14 protein-coding genes are annotated in these 16,470 nt (G+C 66.3%); 7 read left to right on the plus strand and 7 right to left on the minus strand.

Annotation, left to right across the window (positions count from 1 at the left end):
• Positions 1–2,644: DNA mismatch repair protein MutS (mutS, locus tag ABY44_RS03970; RefSeq protein ID WP_431640892.1), on the minus strand; the 2,644-nt coding region annotated here is incomplete at its 3' end.
• Positions 2,645–3,138: 494 nt separating this feature from the next.
• Here mutS and ABY44_RS03975 point away from each other — a divergent pair.
• Positions 3,139–3,834 carry a methyltransferase family protein gene (locus ABY44_RS03975; RefSeq protein ID WP_060084344.1) on the plus strand — a complete coding sequence of 232 codons (696 nt, stop codon included), beginning with the start codon at positions 3,139–3,141 and terminating at the stop codon, positions 3,832–3,834.
• 117 nt (positions 3,835–3,951) lie between these two features.
• On the opposite strand, the gene ABY44_RS03980 is transcribed toward ABY44_RS03975, so the two are convergent.
• Positions 3,952–5,574, minus strand: a complete 1,623-nt coding sequence (locus tag ABY44_RS03980) for an NAD(P)/FAD-dependent oxidoreductase (RefSeq protein ID WP_059589645.1) — start codon at positions 5,572–5,574, stop codon at positions 3,952–3,954.
• A 325-nt stretch (positions 5,575–5,899) separates the two neighbouring features.
• Positions 5,900–6,703 (minus strand): inositol monophosphatase family protein, encoded by an 804-nt coding sequence (locus tag ABY44_RS03985; protein WP_021162664.1) that lies wholly within the window; start codon positions 6,701–6,703, stop codon positions 5,900–5,902.
• A gap of 280 nt (positions 6,704–6,983) precedes the next feature.
• On the opposite strand from ABY44_RS03985, the gene ABY44_RS03990 reads away from it, so the two are divergent.
• Positions 6,984–7,808: an RNA methyltransferase gene (locus ABY44_RS03990; RefSeq protein ID WP_021162663.1), complete on the plus strand. Its 825-nt coding sequence runs from the start codon at positions 6,984–6,986 to the stop codon at positions 7,806–7,808.
• Between the two features lie 307 nt (positions 7,809–8,115).
• Positions 8,116–8,889, plus strand: coding sequence for a serine O-acetyltransferase (cysE, locus tag ABY44_RS03995; protein WP_021162662.1), 774 nt, complete (start codon positions 8,116–8,118; stop codon positions 8,887–8,889).
• Between the two features lie 58 nt (positions 8,890–8,947).
• On the opposite strand, the gene ABY44_RS04000 is transcribed toward cysE, so the two are convergent.
• The 4 genes from ABY44_RS04000 to ABY44_RS04015 all read right to left on the minus strand — a co-directional run bounded on the left by ABY44_RS04000 (position 8,948) and on the right by ABY44_RS04015 (position 11,699).
• Positions 8,948–9,748, minus strand: a complete 801-nt coding sequence (locus tag ABY44_RS04000; RefSeq protein ID WP_027787045.1) for a UDP-2,3-diacylglucosamine diphosphatase — start codon at positions 9,746–9,748, stop codon at positions 8,948–8,950.
• A 27-nt stretch (positions 9,749–9,775) separates the two neighbouring features.
• Positions 9,776–10,267: a peptidylprolyl isomerase gene (locus ABY44_RS04005; RefSeq protein WP_006751616.1), complete on the minus strand. Its 492-nt coding sequence runs from the start codon at positions 10,265–10,267 to the stop codon at positions 9,776–9,778.
• A gap of 88 nt (positions 10,268–10,355) precedes the next feature.
• Positions 10,356–10,937 (minus strand): peptidylprolyl isomerase, encoded by a 582-nt coding sequence (locus ABY44_RS04010; protein ID WP_021162660.1) that lies wholly within the window; start codon positions 10,935–10,937, stop codon positions 10,356–10,358.
• Between the two features lie 39 nt (positions 10,938–10,976).
• Positions 10,977–11,699 carry a tetratricopeptide repeat protein gene (locus ABY44_RS04015; protein WP_027787046.1) on the minus strand — a complete coding sequence of 241 codons (723 nt, stop codon included), beginning with the start codon at positions 11,697–11,699 and terminating at the stop codon, positions 10,977–10,979.
• Positions 11,700–11,933: 234 nt separating this feature from the next.
• On the opposite strand from ABY44_RS04015, the gene cysS reads away from it, so the two are divergent.
• From cysS to tilS, 4 genes are all read left to right on the plus strand, one after another.
• A complete protein-coding gene (gene cysS / locus ABY44_RS04020; protein WP_021162658.1) occupies positions 11,934–13,331 on the plus strand; it encodes a cysteine--tRNA ligase in 1,398 nt (465 codons plus the stop codon).
• A gap of 43 nt (positions 13,332–13,374) precedes the next feature.
• Entirely contained in the window at positions 13,375–14,202 is an 828-nt protein-coding gene (locus ABY44_RS04025; protein WP_060169947.1) for a DNA-3-methyladenine glycosylase family protein, read from the plus strand.
• 103 nt (positions 14,203–14,305) lie between these two features.
• Positions 14,306–15,277: an acetyl-CoA carboxylase carboxyltransferase subunit alpha gene (locus tag ABY44_RS04030; protein WP_006478433.1), complete on the plus strand. Its 972-nt coding sequence runs from the start codon at positions 14,306–14,308 to the stop codon at positions 15,275–15,277.
• Positions 15,278–15,323: 46 nt separating this feature from the next.
• A partial coding sequence (gene tilS / locus ABY44_RS04035) for a tRNA lysidine(34) synthetase TilS (protein WP_431640894.1) occupies positions 15,324–16,470 on the plus strand: 1,147 nt, incomplete at its 3' end.

Genomic DNA, 16,470 nt, shown 5'->3' on the forward strand with positions numbered 1-16,470 from the left:
CGGCATCGTGCGACCGGACCAGCGTGCGCAGTTCGTACAGCAGGTCGAGCGCCTCGCGCGGCTTGAGATCGTCGGGATCGATGTCGCGCAGTTTTTCGAGCGCCGGATGCGGTGTGTCGGGCAGCGCCGGTGAGTCCGCGCATTCGAGATCGTCGGCGGCCACCGGCGGCGCGCTGAACAGGTCGAGCTGCGGCGTGTGCTGCGACGCCGACTGCTGTTCGAGGTACGCGAGGTGCTTGCGCGCGGCACGGATCACGGGCGCCGGAACGCCTGCGAGCTGTGCGACCTGCAGGCCGTAGCTCTGGTTGGCCGGGCCTTCGTTGACCGCGTGCAGGAACACGATGCCGTGGCCGTGCTCGACGGCCGACAGGTGGACGTTGGCCGCTTGCGGAAATTCCGCCGGCAGTTGCGTCAGCTCGAAGTAGTGCGTCGCGAACAGCGTGTAGCACGCGTTGTGTGCCAGCAGGTGGCGCGCGATGGCCCACGCGAGCGCGAGGCCGTCGAACGTCGACGTGCCGCGGCCGATCTCGTCCATCAGCACGAGGCTTTGCGGTGTCGCGTCGTTGAGGATCGCTGCGGCTTCGGTCATCTCGACCATGAACGTCGAGCGGCCGCCCGCGAGATCGTCCGCCGCGCCGATGCGCGTGAAGATCCGGTCGATCGGGCCGAAGCATGCCGACCTGGCCGGCACGTAGCTGCCGACGTAAGCCATCAGTGCGATCAACGCGGTCTGCCGCATGAACGTCGACTTACCGCCCATGTTCGGGCCGGTGATCAGCAGCAGCTTGCGCTCGGTGCCGAACCGGCAGTCGTTCGCGATGAACTGTTCGACCTGCGCCTCGACGACCGGGTGGCGGCCCTGTTCGATTTCGATGCCGATCTCGTCGGTGAAGGTCGGCGCGACCCAGTCGAGCGCGCGGGCGCGTTCCGCGAATGCGGCGAGCAGGTCGAGTTCGGCGAGCGCCGATGCGACGCGCTGACACTCGGGGATGAACGGCAGCAGTGCCTGCAGCACTGCGTCGTACAGCGCGCGTTCGCGCGCCAGGGCGCGTTCCTGCGCGGACAGCGCCTTGTCCTCGAAAGTCTTCAGTTCGGGCGTGATGTAGCGCTCGGCATTTTTCAACGTCTGGCGCCGGCGATAGTCGTCGGGCACCTTGTCGGTCTGGCCGCGCGTGACCTCGATGTAGAAGCCGTGCACCTTGTTGTATTCGACGCGCAGGTTCGCGATGCCGGTGCGCGTGCGCTCGCGCGCTTCGAGATCGATCAGGAACTGTCCGCAGTTTTCTGAGATGTCGCGCAGCTCGTCGAGCTCCGCGTCGTAGCCGCGCGCGATCACGCCGCCGTCTCGCACCATCGCGGCCGGTTCGGGCGCGATCGCGCTCGTCAGCAGGTCGAGGCATTCGGCGGGCGGTGCGAGTGCTGCGTCGACGCGGGTGAGGGCGTCCGCGTTCGGGACGATCGCGCTGATGCGCTCACGCAGCGCCGGGAGAGCGGCGAACGTGTCGCGCAGGCTCGACAAGTCACGCGGGCGCGCGGACAGCAGTGCGAGGCGCCCGGTGATCCGTTCGACGTCCGCGATCTGGCGCAGCGCACTGCGCAGCGCATCGAGGCTTGCGTTTGCCGGTGCATCGAGCAGCGCGCCGATCGCCTGCTGGCGCGATTGCGCGGCGACCGACGCACGCGGCGGGTGATGCAGCCAGTGACGCAGCAGGCGGCTGCCCATCGTCGTGCAGCAGGTGTCGAGCAGCGAATACAGGGTCGGCGACTCGGTGCCGCGCAGCGTCTCGGTGAGTTCGAGGTTGCGGCGCGTGGCCGGATCGAGCCCGATGTACTCGGTTTCGTTTTCGACCTTGAGGCTGCGCACATGCCGCAACTGCTGGCCCTGTGTGGCCGCTGCGTAGAGCAGCAGCGCGCCGGCCGCGCCGCACGCGCTCGTCAGCGAATGTGCGCCGAAGCCGTCGAGGCTCGCGACATCGAGCTGGTCGCACAGGCGCTGCGTGCCCGACGCGATGTCGAAATGCCACGCCGGCACGCGCTTGCTTGCGCCTGCGCCTGCCTGCACGGCGTCGGTTGCGCCGTCCGGCGTCAGGATCTCGGCCGGCCGGATGCGCTCGAGCGCGGCAGCGAGCTGCTCGGGTTCGATTTCTGCGAGCCGCAGCGCGCCGCTTGCGAGGTTCAGCCACGCGAGGCCGACATTGACCGCGACGCCACGCTTGTTGTGGCCCGTGCACATCGCGAGCAGGTAAACATCGTTCTTGTCGGACAGCAGTGCTGCATCGGTCAGCGTGCCGGGCGTGACGACGCGCACGACCTTGCGCTCGACGGGGCCCTTCGACGTGGCGGGATCGCCGATCTGTTCGCAGATCGCGACCGATTCGCCCATCTTCACGAGCTTGGCGAGATACTGTTCGACCGCGTGGTGCGGTACGCCTGCCATCTTGATCGGCGTGCCGGCGGATGCGCCGCGTTGCGTGAGGGTCAGGTCGAGCAGGCGTGCGGCCTTTTCCGCGTCTTCGAAGAACAGCTCGTAGAAGTCGCCCATCCGGTAGAAGACAAGCGTGTCGGGATGGTCGGCCTTGATGCGCAGGTACTGCTGCATCATCGGGGTGTGGCCGGCGAAGGCTTCGGGCGACAGCGTGGTCATAGGTCAGGCATGAAGTTGTTGCTTGGGTTGCCCGAGTTTACCAGTGGCTTCCATGTGCAAGCGCGAAGTTCGCCGTTTGGCCAGTTGCGGGTGATCGGCGAACCCTTGCGTGCTGACGGCGTCCCGCATATCAGCGCGTGTGTTTGGACGTCAGGCGGCGTGCGCGGCTTAGAACCCGGCGGCGCAGCGCCGCCGGTCGGTTTCGAGCATGGCGGCCCGATCCGCGGCTCTCATTCGGCCCCTTTATCGCCTGGGAGACTAGCCACTCATTATCATCGACCGCAGACGATTTCGTTCGTCCGGACAGCGCTACAAACTGTGAAACGTTTGGCAGACCGCGTAATCCAGTTACTCGGTCTTTATATTTACCCACGCTCTCGGGACTTACACCAATCAACCTCGTAAAACTGAAACTTAGGCAAGTTTCAATGAATGGAGCGTGCTAGTCTGAAACGGCAATATATATAAAAACGCAGTAAGTTCGGGGCACAAACATGAAGCAGGCCATACAGGATGCGGGGGGCGCGTGCGCGCAAAGTACCCTGGTGCCGCACGTTACAACGGTCGCGGACGAGTCGGAGCGGATCAATCTGATCGAGCTTGGCGCTCGCGTGTTGTCAGTGACCGTGCTGGGCGTATTTGCCTATCTGATTTATATACCGTGGCGATTGGACCCGAGCCGGATTACGCTGGTCCTGCTGCTGGTATCCGCGGTACTGACCGTCTGCATGTCGGCGTTTGCCAAATTGCCGAAACGGCGCGACTGGCATCCCGTTGCAGTGTGCTTGTCCCTGGGCGGTTCGTTCTACTGCCTGACCTATCAGCTGACTGCCAGTACCCAACTGATCCCGGAGTGGGCAGGGGGCGCCTGGCAAATATGCGGGATTGCGTGGCAACTGTTCGCGAAACTGTCGCTCGGGCGCTCGTTCGGCTTGCTGCCGGCGAATCGCGGCGTCGTTTCGACCGGAGCGTACCGGTTCATGCGCCACCCGATCTATGCCGGTTATCTGTTGTCCGAAATCGGTTTCCTGCTCGCAAACTTCAGTACGCGAAACCTGCTCGCGATCGGCATCTGGATGCTGTTGCAGATCGGGCGAATCAGTTTGGAAGAGCGGGTGCTGTCGGAAGACGCCGATTATCGTGCGTACAAGACGAAGGTTCGGTACCGGCTGATTCCCGGTGTGTTTTGACGGGCGTGCCCAAAGCGCGCCGTGGTGGTGCGCCGGTGAAACAGACTGGCACGGCGAACGTGCAAAAGTTGGCGTACTCGGGTCACGGACCTTCGCACGCCGACTCTGTCCTGCGTGTCAGGACGTGTGTCCTGACGTGAGGCTGAGAGCCACCGCCTGCGCAACTTCGATGCCGTCGATCGCCGCCGAATAAATGCCGCCTGCATACCCGGCGCCTTCGCCGGCCGGATACAGGCCTTCGACGTTCATGCTCTGGTAATCGTCCTTGCGTCGAATTCGGATCGGTGACGACGTGCGCGTCTCCACACCGGTGAGCACTGCATCGTGCATCGCGAAGCCGGCGATCTTCTTGTCGATCTGGGGCAGGGCTTCACGGATCGCTTCGATCACGTAGTCCGGCAGCGCGGTGCTGAGATCGGTCGGGTTCACGCCCGGCTTGTACGACGGCTCCACGGAGCCCAGCGACGTCGACGGTCGGCCTGCGATGAAATCGCCGACCAGTTGACCCGGCGCGCGGTAATCGCCGCCGCCGAGTTCGAACGCGCGCTCTTCCCATTTGCGCTGGAACGCGATGCCCGCCAGCGGGCCGCCGGGATAATCGTCCGGCGTGATGCCGACGACGATACCCGCGTTCGCGTTGCGCTCGGCCCGCGAATACTGGCTCATGCCGTTGGTGACCACGCGGCCCGGCTCGGAGGTCGCCGCGACCACGGTGCCGCCAGGGCACATGCAGAAGCTGTAGACGGCGCGGCCGTTGCTGCAGTGGTGGACCACCTTGTAGTCGGCGGCGCCGAGCTGCTTGTGGCCCGCGAACTTGCCGAAGCGGCTGCGATCGATCAGCCCCTGCGGATGCTCGATGCGAAAACCCAGCGAGAACGGCTTGGCTTCGATATAGACGCCGCGATCGTGCAGCATCTGGAAGGTGTCGCGCGCGCTGTGGCCCACGGCCAGCACCACGTGGTCGCACCGCAGCGTTTCTCCGTTCGAGAGCTTCAGCGAGCGCACCTTGCCCTGATCGATCTCGATGTCGTCGACCCGTGTTTCGAAACGCACTTCACCACCCAGTTCGTGGATGGACGCACGCATTTTTTCCACCATGCTGACGAGGCGGAACGTGCCGATATGCGGCCGGCTCAGATACAGGATGTCTTCCGGCGCGCCTGCCTTGACGAATTCGTCCAGCACCTTGCGGCCATAGTGGTTGGGATCCTTGATCTGGCTGTACAGCTTGCCGTCGGAAAACGTCCCGGCCCCGCCTTCGCCGAACTGCACGTTGGATTCGGGGTTGAGCACGCTCTTGCGCCACAGGCCGAAGGTGTCCTTGGTGCGCTCGCGCACGGCCTTGCCGCGTTCGAGGATGATGGGGCGGAAACCCATCTGCGCGAGGATCAGCCCAGCGAACAGGCCGCACGGCCCCATGCCGATCACGACCGGGCGCAGGAAATTGCCGTGCTCGGGCGCCTTCGTGACGAAGTGGTACGCCATGTCGGGCGTCACGCCGCAATGCGGCTTGCCGGCGAGGCGCTTGATCGCGGCCGCTTCGTCCGCGACTTCGACGTCGACGATATACGTGAGCTTGATGTCGGCGCGCTTGCGCGCATCGTGCGCACGACGGAACACGGTGTAACGGAGGAGCTCGTCCGCGGCCACGCCAAGCTCCGCGAGGCGCGCGCGAATCGCGGCCTCTAACGCGCTTTCGGGGTGGTCGAGGGGGAGTTTAATTTCGCTTAGCCGTAACATGGGGACTCGGATGCGATTGCCACGGCGTCGTGGCGGTGTTGATACGGTCGGGGGCCGGCAGGCCGGCGGGGTTGTCCGCCGCGCGGGCGTGCCGCACGCAAACCCGCACGCAAACCATTTATTGTCGTTGCGGGAACGGCGGTGTGGGCGGCAGTACGCTACCGGCCCCGACAAACTCAAGCAACTTCAGGATAGGCGCACGAAGCGACCCTTGTGCGGGAAGATTTTCCCGCCTCCCGGCAACCGGGAGGCGAACGGTGCGCCGTCGTGACGATGCCCGCGAGCGGTGTGCGCGAAGGCCGCGCCGCGCGGGCGCGGCCGGGGCTTACTCCGCCGCCGGATGTACGCGGGTGTAACGGTTCAGGATCGGGATCATCTGCGCGTAGATCTTCGGGTTCGCCGCGACGATTTCATGGCGATGCAGGAAATCGGCGTCGCCCGTGTAGTTGCCGACGAGGCCGCCGGCCTCGGTGATCAGCAGGCTGCCCGCAGCCATGTCCCACACGTTGATGCCTTGCTCGAAGAACGCGTCGAGGCGGCCGGCCGCGACGTTCGCGAGATCGAGTGCTGCCGCGCCCGGACGACGCAGGCCGGTGCAGGCTTGCGTCATTTCGGTGAAGAGGCGCGCGTATGCATCGAGGCCGTCCTTTTCGCGGAACGGGAAGCCCGTGCCGACCAGTGCGTCCGACAGGCGGTCGCGGCGGCCGACGCGGATGCGGCGGTCGTTCAGGTACGCACCGCGGCCGCGCGTGGCCGTGAACAGGTCGTTCTTGTTCGGGTCGTAGACGACGGCCTGCGTGACGACGCCCTTGTGCTCGAGCGCAATCGACACGCAGTAGTACGGGAAGCCGTGGATGAAGTTGGTCGTGCCGTCGAGCGGATCGATGATCCACTTGAATTCGGATTCGTTCTCCGATTCGCCCGATTCCTCGGCGAGGATCGCGTGGTCGGGGTAGGCGGTCTTCAGCGTCTCGATGATCGCGTCTTCGGCGGCCTTGTCCACTTCGGTGACGAAGTCGTTCTGCTGCTTCTTGCGGATCTCGATCAGGTCGAGATCGAGGGACGCGCGGTTGATGATCTGTCCGGCGCGGCGCGCAGCCTTGACAGCGATGTTGAGCATGGGATGCATGAGCCTGGATCCTGTAGCCGGCGGCACGGGCCGCCACGAAGTGGAACAACCGCCCGGCACGGCGCAAGCGTGGCAGGCGAGGTGAGACGCGAATTGACAAAGAACGGGGTACGACCCGCGCCGCACGGAGTGCGACGCGTAAAGGCATGATTTTACCCGATTTTTGGCGGTTTCAGGCGACCGGGATACGGGGAAACCCCCACTATCCGTCCGGACGAGTGGGTTTGCCGCGGCGATGGCGATACCATACTGCCATTCTGATGAACCGAGTCGTATCGTAGTGGAAACCCCGCAGATCACCGCCGCGCCGTCCGAGCCGGGCGCGGCCTCGTCCCGGCCGCCGTCCGGCGGCTTCACGTCCACCCGTTTCGTGCTCGTCGAGCCGAGCCATCCCGGCAACGTCGGGGCGGCCGCCCGCGCGCTGAAGACGATGGGTTTCTCGCGTCTGGTGCTGGTCGCGCCGCGTGTGCCGCACGTCCAGAGCGATCCCGAGGCGATCGCGATGGCCAGCGGCGCGGACGACGTCCTCGCTTCCGCGCATGTCGTGCCGACGCTTGGCGACGCGCTGTCCGGCGTGCACTGGTCGATCGCACTGACCGCGCGTACGCGCGAATACGGGCCGCCGCGTCTCGCGCCGCGCGCGGCCGCCACGCAGGCGTGCGCACAGGTCGGCACGGGCGACATCGCGCTCGTGTTCGGCAACGAGCGCACGGGCCTCGCGAACGAGCACGTCGAGCAGTGCAGCGCGCTCGCGCACATCCCGGCGAACCCGGCCTACAGTTCGCTGAATCTCGCACAGGCCGTGCAGGTGCTCGCGTACGAGCTGCGCGTCGCGTTTCTCGAGCAGGCGAGCGAGCCGTCGGCGCAAGCGCCGGCCGAAGCCGGCACGCTCGCGCAGAGCGACGAGATCGAGCGGATGTACGTGCACCTCGAGAACGCGCTGATCGCCCTCGATTTCCTCGATCCGCGCAACCCGAAGAAGCTGATGCCGCGGTTGCGGCGCCTGTTCGCGCGCACGGGCCTCGAGCGTGAGGAGGTCAATATCCTGCGCGGTATCGCGAAGCACATCCTGCTGAAATCGGGCAAACCGGGCGGCGACGCGTAAGCGGCCGGCGCGCAGTGCACGGGCCGCAGGACGGCTCGGCGCGCGGGGCCGTTTCCCTGTCGGGCAGGTGCTGCGTCGGCCGCCGGAAGCGCCGGGCCGAATCGCCCGGCCTGTTCGGCCATCCCGCAAACTCAATGCCAGCAAGCGTTCCGGCCGAATACCCGCGCCGTCGGCGGGGTGAACGCGCGGGCTCGTGCGGTCGTGCGCGACTCGCCCTACAATCGCCGAACGTCATAACTAAATTACCCGGCGCGATAACGGCCGGTCATTGCCGGCGATGCGCGCCGGCCTTTTCCCAGACCACATCATGTTCACGAGACTGCGCGAAGACGTTGCAACGATTCGCGAGCGGGATCCCGCCGCTCGCAGTGCATGGGAAGTGCTGACCTGTTATCCGGGGCTGCATGCGCTCGTACTGCATCGTTTCGCGCACGCATGCTGGCGCGCGAAGCGCTACTGGCTCGCGCGTTTCGCGTCACAGGCCGGCCGGTTCCTGACCGGCATTGAAATCCACCCGGGCGCGACGATCGGCCGGCGCGTGTTCATCGATCACGGCATGGGTGTCGTGATCGGCGAGACGGCGATCATCGGCGACGACTGCACGATCTATCAGGGCGTGACGCTGGGCGGCACGTCGCTCACGCGCGGCGCGAAGCGCCACCCGACGCTCGAGGCCGGCGTGATCGTCGGCGCGGGTGCGAAGGTGCTCGGCGGTTTCACGGTCGGTGCGGGTGCGAAGATCGGTTCGAACGCGGTCGTCGTGAAGCCGGTGCCGGCAGGCGGCACGGCGGTCGGCAATCCGGCGCGCATCGTGATGCCAGCGCAGCCGAAGCCGCAGCCCGAACGCGCGGCGTTCTCCGCGTACGGGATCACGCCGAATGCCGACGATCCGATGTCGCTCGCCATTCACGGGCTGATCGATCACGCTGCGAAGGAAAGCCGCCGCGTCGACGAGATCGTCGCGGCGCTCGAGCGGCTCGGCACGCATCTGGAAACGCTGCAGGGCGCCGACGCGGCGCGCCTCGATCTGCGCCGGCTGTCGGCGGTGCTGGAAGGCAAGACGGTCGAGCGCCAGGCGTAATGTGATCGATGCGGGTCGCTGCCGGTCGCGACAGGTCGGTTCGACGGCGGCGGCCGCGTCAGTCGAGCGGCATCGCGTGGATGCCTTCCGCGTCGACACGCAGGTAACCGCCGCGCGGCTTGCCGTGGTCGAGATCCCAGTCGGGCAACACCCAGCGAATGCCGCCCGGCTCGCTGTGGCGCGCGGGGCGGTGCGTGTGGCCGTGAATGATCACGCTCGCGCGGCTTTTCCGGAACAGGGCGGCCACCCCTTCACGCGTGACATCGTAAATCGCCGAAGCAGGGCGCATCCGGCCCGCTTCGCTGTTCGAGCGCATGCGGTGCGCGAGCGCGCGGCGCCAGCGGAACGGCCATGCGAGAAACAGCCATTGCGCGACGCGGTTGCGTGCGAAGCGGCGGAACAACTGGTAGCCGCGATCGGCCGTGCATTGCGCGTCGCCGTGCGCGAGCACGATGCGCTGGCCGAACGCCATGATCAGCGACGGGTCGGGCAGCAGCATCGCGCCGGCTGCCTTCATGAAGCGCCGGCCGAGCAGGAAATCGCGGTTGCCGTGCATCACGTAGAGCGCAATTCCGCGTTCCGAGAACGTGTGCATCAGCGCGGCCATGCGGGCCGCGAACGGATCGTCGTCGAGGATGTCGTCGCCGATCCAGTATTCGAACAGATCACCGAGGATGAACACCGAGTCGGCGCTGTCGGCGGTGTATTTCACGAAATGCTCGAACGCGGCGACCGTCTTCGGAATCGCTTCGCTCAGGTGCAGATCGGAGAGAAACAGGAACGGGCGTGCGGCTTGCGCGTATTCGCGCTCGCCCGGCACGCCCGCGGAGACGCTTCGCGGCGGACTCTCCTGCAACATCGAAGTGCCTCCGTTACGTGCTGTGCGTCAGACCACGACGGCCTTTTCGATCACGACGTCGTCGGCCGGCACGTCCTGATGGAAACCGGCGTTGCCCGTCTTGACGCCCTTGATCTTGTCGACCACGTCCTGGCCTTCGACAACCTTGCCGAACACGGCGTAGCCCCAGCCTTGCGGCGTCGGCGACGAGTGGTTCAGGAAGTCGTTGTCGTTCACGTTGATGAAGAACTGGGCGGTCGCCGAGTGCGGATCGTTCGTGCGCGCCATCGCGATCGTGTAGTTGTCGTTCTTCAGGCCGTTGTTCGCTTCGTTGTCGATCGGCGCATCGGTCGGCTTCTGCTTCAGGCCCGGCTCGAAGCCGCCGCCCTGGATCATGAAGCCGTTGATCACGCGATGGAACACGGTGCCGTCGTAGTGGCCCTTCTTCACGTAGTTCAGGAAGTTTTCGACCGTCTTCGGTGCCTTCGCGGCGTCGAGCTCGAGCTTGATCACGCCGTGGTTCGTATGCAGTTCAACCATGATGAATTCCTTCGGTGAGGCGGTTTAAATGGCACGCGGCCGGTCGTGCGACGCGGCCGCGTGAGGCGCCGGACGTGCCGGCAGGTTCTTACTTCGAGACGACGCTCGCCGATTCGATCACGATCGGTTGTGCGGGCACGTCCTGCATCGGGCCGCGCGAGGTCGTCGCGACGCCTTCGATCTTCTTCACGACGTCGAGACCCGACACGACCTTGCCGAACACCGCATAACCGTTGCCGTCCGGGTTCGGGTAGTCGAGGCCGCTGTTGTCGACCGTGTTGATGAAGAACTGCGCGGTGGCCGAGTTCGGATCGCTCGTGCGCGCCATCGCGATCGTGCCCGTCAGGTTCTTCAGACCATTGCGGCTTTCCAGCGGGATCGGCGCGCGGGTCGGCTTCTCCTCGAAGTTGGTCTTGTAGCCGCCGCCCTGGATCATGAAGCCCTTGATCACGCGATGGAAGATCGTGCCGTTGTACTGGCCGGCCTTCACGTAATCGAGGAAGTTGGCGACCGATTTCGGCGCCTTCTCCGGGTAGAGCTCGACGCGGATGTCGCCCTGCGAGGTCTTCAGCTGCACGACGGGGTGCGCGGTAGCCGATTGCGCGAACGCAGGTGCGGTCGCGGTCGCGAGAAGGGCGGCGCCGCCAAGCGCCAGCAACAGACGTTTCATTGCGATCCTCAGGTTGGGAGGGAAAGAAGGCCGCGCCGCTTATTGCGACGGCGCGACGTACGGCGCCGCCAGTGCGCCCGACGGACCGCTGAACTGGAACGTCGGCGACATCGGCAGCGTGGTGGTGCTCACGTTCGCGGCGGCGCGGTCGGAGTAGTCGCGCGTGGCCGGTGAGGCCGCGCGGGCGTTCGGCGCGGTCTTCGGCGGCGACACGATCTTCTGGAGATCGGCGAGGCGCTGCGCGGTCGCGCCGCTCGTGCGGCCGAGCGATTGCGCGCGCTTGTACGACTCGGCCGCGAGGCGCAGGTAAAGATCGCCGAGGTTCTCGTATGCGAGCGAGTAGCTCGGGTTCGCTTGCGTCGCCGTGACGAGCGCGGTGCGCGCTTCGTCGTATCGGCCATGCTTCGCGTAAAGCGCCGCAAGGTTGTTGTACGGCTCGGGCAGTTCGGGGTACGCCTGCGTGATTGCGACGAACTGCTGGATCGCGTCGTCGTCGCGGTTCAGGCGGGCCAGCACGGTGCCGCGCTTGAACTGCGCCTGCAGGTCGTGCGGGTTCGATGCGATGCGCGCGTCGAGCTGCGCGAGCGCCTGCTTCCACTGCTTGCCGGCGATCGACGCGTCGATTTCGGGGGTGCCGTCGGCGGTGGCCGGGGCCTTCTGCGCATGCGCTGCGGGGGCCGCGAACAGCGTCAGCGCGACGCCCATGACGGTGGTCGCAACGAGGGTCGCAGCGCTCGGCGCGCGGCCGCGATGAGGTTTCATAGGCGTAAATCGGAATGTTATACTCCGAGCCATTCTAACAAAACGTCTGCGCGTTCCGGCGAGCCGCAGGCAGTCTTTCTTAGCCTCTCGTGGCCGTCACCGCTGTGCTTGCAGCCTGACCGCCCCATGTGATATCGAGGACGCTCGGCCTGGTGCCGCAGCAGATGGTCCGTCCGTTTCGCATGCTGGGCGAGCTTCGCCAGGGCGGTTTCCTTCGGCTCACGGTTCATCTCTATGGAATCACTGCGCATCTACAACACGCTCGCGCGTGACAAGCAAGTTTTCGTGCCGCGCCAGCCCGGCGAAGTGCGGATGTACGTATGCGGAATCACCGTATACGACTATTGTCACGTGGGCCACGCGCGCATGCTGGTCGTGTTCGACCTCGTCCAGCGCTGGTTGCGTGCGATCGGTTACCGGGTCACGTATGTGCGCAACATCACCGACATCGACGACAAGATCATCCGCCGCGCGGTCGAGAACGGCGAGACGATCAAGTCGCTGACCGACCGGTTCATCGGCGCGATGCACGACGACGAAAGCGCGCTCGGCATCCAGCGGCCCGACATCGAGCCGCGTGCGACGGCGTTCATTCCGCAGATGCTCGGCATGATCGAGACGCTCGAGACGAACGGTTATGCGTATCAGGCGACCGACGGCGACGTCAATTACTCGGTGCGCAAGTTCGCGAACTACGGAAAGCTGTCGGGCAAGTCGCTCGACGATCTCCGCGCGGGCGAGCGCGTCGCCGCGAACGACGCGAAGGAAGATCCGCTCGACTTCGTGCTGTGGAAGCGGGCGAAGCCGGAAGATCCGGAAGGCGCGTCGTGGGCGTCGAAGTACGGGATGGGCCGCCCGGGCTGGCACATCGAGTGCTCGGCGATGGGCTGCACGCTGCTCGGCGAACATTTCGACATCCATGGCGGCGGGCAGGATCTGCAATTCCCGCACCACGAGAACGAGATCGCGCAGAGCGAAGGAGCGACCGGCCAGACGTTCGTCAATTACTGGATGCACAACGGCTTCGTGCAGGTCGACAACGAGAAGATGTCGAAATCGCTCGGCAACTTCTTCACGATCCGCGAAGTGCTCGAGCGCTACGACGCGGAAGTCATGCGTTTCTTCATCGTGCGCACGCACTACCGTTCGCCTCTCAATTACAGCGACGTGCATCTCGACGATGCGCGCGCGTCGCTCACGCGCCTCTACACCGCGCTGAAGGACGTCGACGCCGACACGCTCGCGCTCGACTGGAACGAGCCGCACGCGCAGCGTTTTGCGGCCGCGATGAACGACGACTTCAACACGCCGGTCGCGGTGGCGACGTTGTTCGAGCTGGCGGGCGAGGTGAATCGCACGCGCGACGCATCGCTCGCGCGGCAACTGAAACAGCTGGCGGGGCTGCTCGGCCTGCTGGGCCGCGAACCGCGCGCGTTCCTGCAGCAGGCGTCGGGTGCCGCGCAGGCGGGCGGGCTCGCCGCCGACGAGATCGAAGCGAAGATCGCCGCGCGCGTCGCGGCGAAGCAAGCGAAGGACTATGCCGAAGCGGACCGGATCCGGGCGGAACTGCTCGAGACCGGTATCGCACTTGAAGACAAACCGGGCGGATCGACCGAATGGCGTCGCGTATGAGCGCGGTGCGTTCCACTGACCGATCCGTCAGGTAGGAGGCAAGATGGCAACGGCCAGAAAAGCGCCGGTCAGGCGCGCGACCCCGGTCGCCGCGCGTCCGGCAGCCAAGCGCGTGCCGCCGGTGAAGACGGACGCAACGCGCGCCGTGCCGAACGGCGCGCTCAACGGTCATGCGCAGCCCGTGGCCGCGCAGCCGGCCGCCGACGCGGCCCGCAAGGCCCGTGCGTCCGAAGCGGACGGCGAGGAGGTCGTCGTGCGTCCTGCATACTGGGACAAGGCATGCGCCGACCTCGTCAAGCGTGACCGGATCCTGAAGAAACTGATTCCGAAGTTCGGTCCCGCGCATCTCGTGAAGCGCGGCGACCCGTTCGTCACGCTTGCGCGCTCGGTCGTCGGCCAGCAGATTTCGGTGCCGTCGGCGCAGTCGCTGTGGGCGCGCATCGGGGATGCCTGTCCGAAACTCGCGCCGCAACCGGTGATCCGGCTCGGCGCGGACAAGCTGATCGCGTGCGGGTTGTCGAAACGCAAGACGGAATACATCCTCGATCTCGCGCAGCATTTCGTGTCGGGTGCGCTGCACGTCGACAAATGGACGTCGATGGACGACGAGGACGTGATCGCGGAACTCACGCAGATCCGCGGCATCAGCCGCTGGACGGCCGAGATGTTCCTGATCTTCAACCTGTCGCGGCCGGATGTCCTGCCGCTCGACGACCCGGGCCTGATCCGCGCGATCAGCGTCAATTACTTCAGCGGGGAACCCGTCACGCGCAGCGAGGCGCGTGAAGTCGCGGCCAACTGGGAACCGTGGCGCACCGTTGCGACCTGGTACATGTGGCGCAGCCTCGATGCGCCCGACGCCGACGCCTGAGCGGCGGCTATCGGGTTTTAAACATCAATAGTTGAGAGTCGGTTTTGAGCGTCGCCCGCGCGGGTAGAATACGCGCTGCCGCAAGACCCAAGGATTCGAACACATGAAGACCACGTTTCTGGATTTCGAACAGCCGATCGCCGAACTCGAGGCCAAGATCGAAGAGCTGCGATTCGTGCAGGACGACTCGGCTGTCGACATTTCGGAAGAAATCGAGCGGCTGTCGAAGAAAAGCCAGCAACTGACGAAAGACCTCTACGCGAACCTGTCGCCGTGGCAGGTTTCGCAGATCGCGCGGCATCCGCAGCGCCCGTACACGCTCGATTACGTTGCGGAACTGTTTACCGATTTTCACGAGCTGCACGGCGACCGCGCATTCGCGGACGACCTGTCGATCGTCGGCGGTCTCGCGCGCTTCGGCGGCCATCCGTGCATGGTGATCGGTCACCAGAAGGGCCGTGACACGAAGGAACGCGCCGCGCGCAACTTCGGGATGCCGCGTCCGGAAGGCTATCGCAAGGCCGAGCGCCTGATGCGTCTCGCCGAGAAGTTCGGGCTGCCGATCTTCACGTTCGTCGACACGCCGGGCGCGTACCCGGGCATCGGCGCGGAAGAGCGCGGCCAGTCGGAGGCGATCGGCCGCAACCTGTACGTGATGGCCGAGCTGAAGACGCCGATCATCACGACGGTGATCGGCGAGGGCGGTTCGGGCGGCGCGCTCGCGATTGCAGTGGCCGACACCGTGATGATGCTGCAGTTCTCGACCTACTCGGTGATCTCGCCGGAAGGCTGCGCGTCGATCCTGTGGAAGAGCGCAGCGAAGGCGCCGGAAGCCGCGGAAGCGCTCGGCCTGACCGCGCACCGCCTGAAGGCGCTCGGCCTGATCGACAAGATCATCAACGAGCCGCTCGGCGGCGCGCATCGCGATCCGAAGGGCATGGCTGCGCTGCTGCGCCGCGCGCTCGCCGATTCGCTGCGCCAGTTCCAGGGCATGAGCATCGATGCGCTGCGCGAGCGCCGCTTCGAGCGCCTGATGGCCTACGGCAAGTTCAAGGAAACCACGCCGGGCGCATGACCGGCCGCGTGTTCAATACGCGCGCCGCTGCGCGCGCATTCCTCTCGTGATCCCACCGACCGAATTCTCCGCCGACCGCGTCGTCCTCGACGCGGTCGGCGTTGCGCTTTCCGGCATGCCGCCCGATGCGCGCATCGCGATCGCGTACAGCGGCGGCCTCGACTCGACGGTGTTGCTCGATGCGGCCGTGCGCGTCGCGGGCGCGTCGCGCTGCGTCGCGCTGCACGTGCACCACGGGCTGAGTGCGAACGCCGATGCGTGGGTTGCGCATGCCGAGGCGAGCGCGGCCGGGCTCGGCGTCGCATTCGAATCGATGTGCGTCGACGTGCCGCGCGACAGCGGCCTCGGTGTCGAGGCGACAGCGCGCGAGCGGCGCTATGCGGCGCTCGACGAGATGTGCGAACGCCACGGCGCGGCCGCGCTGTGGCTTGCGCAGCATGCGGACGACCAGGCCGAGACCGTGTTGCTGCAGTTGTTGCGCGGCGCGGGGATCGCGGGGCTTGCCGCGATGGCGCCGCGTTACCGCCCCGACGGCGTGAGCGTCGAGCGCGTGCGCCCGCTGCTGCGATTGCTGCGCGCGCAACTCGAGCGTTATGCGGCGCAGCGCGCGCTCGAATGGATCGACGACGAATCGAACAACGACACGCGTTATGCGCGCAATGCGCTGCGCATCGACGTGCTGCCGGCGCTGGCCGTGCATTTTCCGGGCTTTCGCGACGCGCTGGGCCGCGCGGCCCAGCACGCGGCCGCCGCCCAGCGGCTGCTCGACGATCTGGCTGAACTCGACTTCGCCGTTGCCGCGCGCGATGACGGGCAGGCGCTGTCACGCGATGCACTGGTTGCGTTCGACGATACGCGTGGCGCGAACCTGCTGCGCTTCTGGATGCGCCGGCTCGGTTTGCCGGGCGCGTCGGCCGCCCGGCTCGCCAACATGATGCGGCAGTTGCGTGCCGCACACGATGCCCATGCATTGCGCGTCGATCACGCGGGGCAATGCCTGCGGCTTTATCGCGATGTCGTCTACTGGGAAGCGGGCGACAGCAGCGAGCCGGCCGACGACGGCACCGGCACCCCCCATCCGGACGCGTCGCTCGCGTGGGACGGGCAGGAGGTCTGGCACCTGCCGGGATGGCGCGGCACGTTCGTGTTCGCGCCGGTCGACGCGGCAAGCGCCGATGCGGTGCCGGAGGCGC

The organism is Burkholderia sp. ZZQ-2 (assembly GCF_050768715.1).
GTDB lineage: Bacteria > Pseudomonadota > Gammaproteobacteria > Burkholderiales > Burkholderiaceae > Burkholderia > Burkholderia cepacia.